This window comes from Mycobacterium sp. E136 (assembly GCF_001666865.1).
Lineage (GTDB): Bacteria > Actinomycetota > Actinomycetes > Mycobacteriales > Mycobacteriaceae > Mycobacterium.
In genome coordinates this window covers 1-6,162 of record NZ_LZJE01000259.1, presented here as the reverse complement: position 1 = coordinate 6,162, position 6,162 = coordinate 1, and the positions used below count along the sequence as shown (strand labels likewise).

The 6,162-nt window shown below is 65.7% G+C and carries 8 protein-coding genes; 6 read left to right on the top strand and 2 right to left on the bottom strand.

Annotation, left to right across the window (positions count from 1 at the left end; all coding sequences use genetic code 11):
* Positions 1-33: 33 nt before the first annotated feature.
* Entirely contained in the window at positions 34-798 is a 765-nt protein-coding gene (locus tag A5698_RS17210) for an SDR family NAD(P)-dependent oxidoreductase (RefSeq protein WP_068299345.1), read from the bottom strand.
* 75 nt (positions 799-873) lie between these two features.
* On the opposite strand from A5698_RS17210, the gene A5698_RS17205 reads away from it, so the two are divergent.
* Together A5698_RS17205 and A5698_RS17200 are read left to right on the top strand one after the other, a co-directional pair.
* A complete protein-coding gene (locus A5698_RS17205; RefSeq protein WP_068299341.1) occupies positions 874-2,025 on the top strand; it encodes a thiolase family protein in 1,152 nt (383 codons plus the stop codon).
* 11 nt (positions 2,026-2,036) lie between these two features.
* Positions 2,037-2,924 carry an ArgK/MeaB family GTPase gene (locus tag A5698_RS17200; protein ID WP_068299338.1) on the top strand — a complete coding sequence of 296 codons (888 nt, stop codon included), beginning with the start codon at positions 2,037-2,039 and terminating at the stop codon, positions 2,922-2,924.
* On the opposite strand, the gene A5698_RS17195 is transcribed toward A5698_RS17200, so the two are convergent.
* The gene (locus tag A5698_RS17195; RefSeq protein WP_068299335.1) at positions 2,879-3,499 is read right to left on the bottom strand and encodes a TetR/AcrR family transcriptional regulator; all 621 of its coding nucleotides are present in this window, start codon (positions 3,497-3,499) and stop codon (positions 2,879-2,881) included. The genes A5698_RS17200 and A5698_RS17195 overlap by 46 nt on opposite strands.
* An 88-nt stretch (positions 3,500-3,587) precedes the next feature.
* Here A5698_RS17195 and A5698_RS17190 point away from each other — a divergent pair, with 88 nt between their 5' ends.
* Genes A5698_RS17190 through A5698_RS17175 form a run of 4 tightly spaced genes read left to right on the top strand, consistent with a single transcriptional unit; the run spans position 3,588 to position 6,018 of the window.
* Positions 3,588-4,295 (top strand): hypothetical protein, encoded by a 708-nt coding sequence (locus A5698_RS17190; RefSeq protein ID WP_068299332.1) that lies wholly within the window; start codon positions 3,588-3,590, stop codon positions 4,293-4,295.
* A gap of 17 nt (positions 4,296-4,312) precedes the next feature.
* Positions 4,313-5,128 (top strand): hypothetical protein, encoded by an 816-nt coding sequence (locus A5698_RS17185; RefSeq protein WP_082963919.1) that lies wholly within the window; start codon positions 4,313-4,315, stop codon positions 5,126-5,128.
* Positions 5,125-5,721, top strand: a complete 597-nt coding sequence (locus tag A5698_RS17180; protein ID WP_068299329.1) for a cytochrome c oxidase subunit 3 — start codon at positions 5,125-5,127, stop codon at positions 5,719-5,721. The genes A5698_RS17185 and A5698_RS17180 overlap by 4 nt, the downstream gene beginning before the upstream one ends.
* A 30-nt stretch (positions 5,722-5,751) precedes the next feature.
* Positions 5,752-6,018: a cytochrome C oxidase subunit IV family protein gene (locus tag A5698_RS17175; RefSeq protein WP_502688941.1), complete on the top strand. Its 267-nt coding sequence runs from the start codon at positions 5,752-5,754 to the stop codon at positions 6,016-6,018.
* Positions 6,019-6,162 lie beyond the last annotated feature (144 nt).

Sequence of the window (6,162 nt, the reverse complement as noted above, 5' to 3'; positions counted from 1 at the left end):
ACACGCACGCTCGCGGGCAAAGGGGGAGAGGGGCTACTTGGGCGGGAAGCGCAGCGCTCCGTCGAGGCGGATGATTTCGCCGTTGAGATAGTCGTTTTCGACGATGCTCTGCGCCAGCTGCGCATACTCCGTCGACCGGCCCATCCGCTTCGGGAACGGCACTTGCGGACCCCAGTACTGCTCGAGCTGATCGGCGGCCTGCCCATACGCGGGGGTGTTGATGGTGCCCGGCGCGATGGTGACCACCCGAATGCCCAGCGGCGAAAGATCGCGTGCGGCATTGAGAGTCATGCCGATCACGCCGCCCTTGGCCGCGGCGTACGGCAGCTGTCCGATCTGGCCCTCGTAACCGGCGATCGACGCCGTGTTGACGATGACGCCACGGGCGCCCTCATCGAGCGGCTCGGACTTCGCGATCTCCGCGGCCGCCAGCCGCATCACGTTGAAGACCGCCGTGAGGTAGAACTCGATCGTCGTCTTGAACCCGTCGAGGGCCAGCGGTGAGCCGTCCTTGCCGATGAGCCGGCCGCCGCTCGCCGGTCCGCCGTGGGTGTCGATCGAGATGCGCAGGGGAGCCAGCGAAGAAGCCTCGGCGATCGCTGCGTTGACGGACTCCTCCGACGTCGCATCGGTGCGGACATAGCGCACGCCGAGTTCGCTTTCGAGCTTCTTGCCCTTGTCATCGGCCATGTCCGCGACCACGACCTTGGCTCCGGCGCCGTGCAGACGCCGAACCGTCGCCTCGCCGAGGCCACCGGCCCCGCCGACCACGATTGCCGAGCTACCCGCGATTTGCATGTGGTTCCCCTTCTTGCAACTGGCACTCTCGGCTTGAGAGAATAGCATTCTCATACTGTCGAGACGGAGTAACCCATGCCTGAAGCCGCGATCGTCACCGCCCTGCGCACCCCCATCGGTACTGCGATGAAGGGGACGTTGCGAGACACCGACGCCTATCAGCTGGCCGAACACGTCGTCGGCGCGGCGGCGGGTGAGATCGACGGGTTGACGATCGACGATGTCATCCTCGGCGAGGGCCTCTACGGCGGCGGCGTGATCGCTCGCCACGCCGCGATCACCGCGGGCCTGACCTCGGTGCCCGGGCTGTCGAACAACCGGCACTGCGCGGCAGGGCAGGCCGCCGTGCAGAGTGCCGCCGCGAGCATCCGCGCCGGCATGGACCAGGTGGTGATCGCCGGCGGCGTGAACTCCGCGTCCACCACACCGCGCTTCACCCGCCGCGCCAGCAGCGCGAAGGACGCCGCGATGCTCGACTGGTTCCCGCCCACCCATCCCGACCGCGCCGACGCGCCCAACATGGACATGTCGATCACCGTCGGCTGGAACGCCGCCGTCCGTGCGGGCGTCAGTCGCGAGGAGATGGACGAGTGGGCGCTCGGCTCGCATCGCAAGGCGATCCAGGCGATCGACGAGGGCCGCTTCAAGGACGAGATCGTCGGCATCGAGACGCCGTACGGAATGTTCGACACCGACGAGCATCCGCGCCGCGACACCAGCATCGAGAAGCTCGCCGCGCTCAAACCGCTGCATCCCGAGATCGAGGGCTTCTCCATCACCGCGGGCAATGCGTGTGGCGCAAACGACGGTGCCGCGGTGCTGACGCTGGCCAGCGACCGGCTGGGCCTGCCCTCGCTGGGCACCGTCAAGGCGTGGGCGTCGGTCGGTGTCGATCCCGCCTTCACCGGGCTCGCGCCCGTCGAGGCGATCCCGAAAGCGCTCAAGCGCGCGGGCATTTCGATGGCCGACCTCGACCTGTTCGAGATCAACGAGGCGTTCGCGTCGATGTGCGTGGCGACCGTCAAATTGCTCGACATCGATCCCGATCGCGTCAACGTCAGCGGAAGCGGTTGCTCACTCGGCCATCCGGTCGCAGCCACCGGCGCGCGGATGCTCGTCACGCTCGTACACGAGCTGCGCAGACGTGGCGGCGGGATCGGGGTCGCGGCGATGTGCGCCGGCGGCGGGATGGGATCGGCCACGGTCATCGAGGTGCCGGCTCCGTAGACTGCCAATCGATGACCAGCTTAGACCGCTTCGCCGAGCTCATCGAGGCGGCGCGCAACGGATCGGCCCGCGCGACCGGCCGGCTGCTCAGCGTTGCCGAAAGCCCCCGGCGCAGCGAGCTTCTCGAAGCGATCGGACCTGTCGACCTACCACGCGTCGTGGGCGTGACCGGTCCGCCGGGAGCGGGGAAGTCGACGACGGTCGGGGCGCTCGTGGGCGCATATCGGGAACGCGGTGAACGTGTCGCGGTGCTGGCGGTCGACCCGTCGTCGCCGTACAGCGGGGGAGCGCTGCTCGGCGACCGGATCCGAATGGCCGCCCACATCAACGATCCCGACGTGCTCATCCGATCCGTCGCGGCGCGCGGACATCTCGGCGGGCTGGCCGCAGCGGTACCGGCGGCGATCCGAGTGCTCGCGGCGCTGTCCTACGGGTTGGTGGTGCTGGAGACCGTCGGCGTCGGGCAATCCGAAATCGAGATCGCGGCCGTCGCCGATCCCACCGTCGTCATCCTGAATCCCGGCGCCGGTGACGCCGTGCAAGCGGCGAAGGCCGGCCTGTTGGAAGTGGCCGACATCGTCGTGGTGAACAAGGCCGACCGCGAGGGTGCCGATCAGACCGTGCGCGACCTACGTGCCGAGACGATGGCCCCGGTCCTGAAACTCGTTGCGGCACAGGGTGAGGGCCTTGCCGAACTCGTCGATGCCATCGAGGCGCACCACCGCTCCGACAGTCCAGAACGACGCGCCGCGCGGGCCAGGGCGCAGATCTTGTCGTTGGCGCAGACGCTGCTGCGTACTCATCCCGAGCTCGACCGGTTGGCGGCGGCCGTCGCCGACGGCGACGACGACCCCTACACCGCCGCCGAGCGCCTTTTCGTCCTGCGCGACGAGCCTTGAGCGGGCAGGTCCAGCATGCGGCGCGTCATCTGCTCGAGCTGGACGCGCAGCGTTTCGCCGTCGATGTCGGCCAGTAGCGGGTGCATGACCGCGACGCTGATCGCGCTCGACAGCATCGCCGCGTGCAATCGCGCCTCGACACCTGCCTCGGTGCCGAGCAGCGCGGCATAAAGGCGTTCGATGAACCGTTGAAATGGTTCGTACTCGGCCTGCAACCGGATGATGACCGGATCGAAGAGGGGCACGCTGAACGCGCCACGACGATCGATCGCCTGCTCGATCATCCGGTCGAGGAGGACCTCGCGCGCTCGCAGCGGATGTCCTTGAGCCTCGGCGGCTTCCAGAGCATCCTCGAGCTTGCTCATCTCCCGCTCGGTAATCGCGATGACGATCTCTTCCTTGGTCTTGAACTGGCGGTACACCGCCGCCTTCGTCACACCCATCGCGTCGGCGATCATCTGCAGCGATGTCCCGCTGACTCCGTGCTCGGAGATCAGCTCCAATGCGGCGTCGAGCACGCGCGTCTGGGCCGCGGTACGCGTGATCGCGCTGAATCTCTGCTCTGCCGTGGCCACATCGACGAGGGTAGCCGAGCATTGACCGCTTGGTTGCCGATCGGCTACCGTCCGAGTAGCCGATCGGCAACTAGCGTTGGGACGGACGATGAGACGAACTGATGGCGAGTTGATCATGCTGTGGGCGTTGCCTGCGATGGTGATCATCTGGGCCTCGGCCTTCTTCCTTTTTCCCGGTTTCCTGCACCCGATGTCGCCGACGATGTCCGCCGAGGAGGTCGCGGGTTTCTACCGCGACGAGACGGCCCGAATCCGGTACAGCATGATCCTGTTCAACTGGTTCGGCGTCGGGCTGATCCCGACTGTCGTCCTGATTGCGATGCAGGTCCGCAAGATGGCACACCGGACGCCGATCCTGTCCTACTGCCTGATCGCGTGCGCCGGCGGGCCGCCGACGCTGTTCCTGATCGCCAACATGTTCTGGCTGCTGGGCTCCTTCCGACCCGAGCGTTCCCCCGAGCTCACACAACTGCTCAACGACCTCGCCTGGGTCACCTTCACGGTGTTGGTGCCCTATCTCATCGCGCAGTGCCTGATTTTGGCACTGGCGATCTACTGGGATCGGCGGGATCAGCCCGTTTTCCGCCGTTGGGTGGCGCACTTCAACCTGCTCATCGCCGTCGCGCTGATGCCGGCGGCCTTCGGTGCGGTGACGTTCGAGGGCCCGTTCGCGTGGGACGGCGTGCTGTCCTTCTGGGTCAAGAACATCGCGATCGCGGTCTGGATCGCAGTGATGGGAATCGTTCTGGCCCAAAACATCCGCCGCCAACGGTCAGAGGTCGCGGTCGCCGCATGAGCTCGAGCACCGAACCGATGGCACCGCCCGAGCCGCCCGGCGAGTCGCGGCTAGCCCGCCTGGTCTGGAACTGCCGCTACCACCCCAAGCGTGAGTTGTGGTTCGCGTGGTGGGTGATGGTGATCTTCTATCAGCTGTACGGCGTGCTGTTCTTCCTCGTCACCCGGGTGCAGCCACCGCCGAGCCCCGACTGGGACACACCTTTGGTGGTGCAGTGGTTCGCCGATCGTCATCTCGGTCTGCTCACGGGGTTCGGCGTCGTGTTCTTGATCTCGGGCATGTGTGCACCGATGAATGCCCTTCTCGCATACTCGATGTGGCGAATGTCGGTGAGCCGCGTGTTCGCCTACTCGTACCTGATCATGTATTCGCTCGCCGCCCTGCCCGGCATGCTGGTAATGGCCATCGCGATGACCGTCGGCGCGTTGCGGCCGGACCGCGACCCCGAACTGATCGTGTGGATGTATGACTTCGCGTTCCTGTCGTTCAGCGGAACGATGGGGGTCTTCCTGGTCGGTTCGGTGGTCTGGCTGGTCGCGATCCTGCTGGACAAGAACAACGTGTTCCCGAAGTGGTTCGCATATCTGGGGCTGTGCAACGCGCTGACCGAAGTCGTCGTCGCGCCGGCCTGGATCTTCCAGCGCGGTGCCTTCGCCTGGAACGGTGCGATCGCGTGGTGGATCAACATGGTCGTGTTCATCCTCTACACCGCGGCGTTCATCATGTTGCTGCGAAAGATGATCGAACGAGAGGACTTCGGGACGGGGCCGCTGCCCGACCTGCCGTCGAAAGGTGTCACCGAACCACCGCAAACCGTGGAGGCGGTTCGATGACCGATCTGGTCGCCGGCGAGTCGAAACGGCTCGACGACAAGCCACAGCGGCGGGTGCCCGGTCAGCCAGACATGTGGTTGTTCGTGCTGTTCGAGGCCATGCTTTTCACCGGCTACTTCTCCGTCTACCTGGCGCTGCGCACGCAGAACGCGGATCTGTTCCTGGAGTCCCAAGCGGATCTCGATCTGCGGATCGGAGTGTTCAACACCATTGTCCTGCTGACCAGTTCGTGGGCGATCGCTCGATGTGTTCGCGCCGCACGCGAGGGCTCCTACCGCTCGGCGATGACGTTCGCCTGGGTGACAGTCGGTCTCGGTGCGACGTTCGTCATCTCGAAGGTGTGCGAATGGATCCTGGAGATCCGGATGGGGAACACGTTCACCAGCGACGAGTTCTTCCAACACTACTTCTTCCTCACGTCGCTGCACTGCATTCACGTACTCATCGGCTTCATCGTGTTGGGCGTGGTCGTGTACCAGTTACGCAGCCCGGCGCGACGCTCGCAGGAACTCGTGGAGACCGGTGCAACATACTGGCACACAGTGGATTTCCTGTGGGTGCTGATCTTCGCGATGCTCTACGTGGTGAGGTGAGCGGTGACCGACGCGTCGAACAAGAGGCTCATGATCGCCTGGGCGGTGCTGACGCTGTTGACGTTGGCCTACGTCTGGATGGACGAAGCGGTCGACCAGAACGGCACGCTGAAGGCCAGCACCGTGGTCACCGTCAGCGCGATTGCCATCGCTCTGATCAAGGTGCGCATCATCTTCCGGGAGTTCATGGAGGTGCGCCACGCCCCGGCCTGGCTGTGCCGCCTCACCGACGGCTGGGTGGTTCTCGTCGCGACCTGCCTGTTGAGCAGCTACTTCATCGGTATGGCGGTCGCCTGACTCCTTCGCGAGCAGACGCAAAACTGCCCAATTTCCGCGTGAAATAGGCAGTTTCGCGTCTGCTCGCGAGGGAGAGGGAAGGTTACACGCGCGCGGAGACCGCGAGACCCGCGCGGTAGCCGAAGACCATGGCCGGGCCGATCG